Source organism: Rathayibacter sp. AY1D5 (assembly GCF_002932515.1).
GTDB lineage: Bacteria > Actinomycetota > Actinomycetes > Actinomycetales > Microbacteriaceae > Rathayibacter.
This window is the reverse complement of sequence record NZ_PSVU01000124.1, coordinates 1-793: the sequence shown is the minus strand read 5'-3', so window position 1 is coordinate 793 and position 793 is coordinate 1. Positions and strand designations below refer to the sequence as shown.

Here is a 793-nt window from a genome sequence, read left to right as displayed (position 1 = left end):
TCGTCGCGGAGGGTCTGCGCGGTGTGCTCGAACTGGGCCGGGTCGTGGGTGGCGACCTCGATCAGGGTCGCGCGGGCGTCGGCGTCGTCCTCGAACTCCAACAGCACCGCCGCCTGGTCCAGGGTCAGCTCGTGCTCGTGCAGAACGGACGTGACGGTCGCGGACTCCGCGACCGCGAGCCCCTTCTTCACCGCGTCGGTCTTGGTGCCGGTGCGCTTGGCGATCGCTGCGGCGGACACGCCCTCGAACGCGAGCTGCGCCCACGCGGCGGTACGGTCCGCGACGCTCAGCTCGGCGCGCTGGTCGTTCTCGATGATCTGCTGAACGATCCGGTACTTCCGGGCCGCCAGCAATCAGTCAGGTCGACGAGCCGGTCGTCAGGCCGGCCCCCTACGCGCACCAGTCGCGCGAGCGACCGTTGACGCTGCGCGCGGTGTCGCCGGTGCCGAGGTCGACGAGCACGGTCGAGGTCGCGCTGAAGCCCGGCTCGCCCGGGTAGTCGTCCGGCCGACCCTCGACCGAGACGGTCTCGACGGCGAGGTACTGCCCGTTCGGCGAGAGGCAGACGCCGCGGATGCGCCCCGTCGGCGAGGTGCGGAACACCTCCGAGGTGCCGGACGCGTCGACGCGGACGACGGAGTACTGGGTCGCCCCCGTCTCCGGCGCGTACTCGGCCTCGAGCTCGACGTAGCTCCCGGAGTCGAGGAGCAGGATCTGCACGGGCGACGCGGTCGCGCTCACGTCGGCCGGGGGGAGGGCGAGCGTCTCGACCGAGCCGTCGGCCAGGTCGATC

The 793-nt window shown here is 72.3% G+C and carries 1 protein-coding gene and 1 pseudogene; both read right to left on the bottom strand.

The genetic code is table 11. The features are described from left to right. Positions 1-353, bottom strand: a pseudogene (locus C5C82_RS17155) (chromosome partitioning protein); the annotation flags it as partial. Between the two features lie 37 nt (positions 354-390). Beyond that, a partial coding sequence (locus C5C82_RS17760; RefSeq protein WP_181134146.1) for a hypothetical protein occupies positions 391-793 on the bottom strand: 403 nt, incomplete at its 5' end.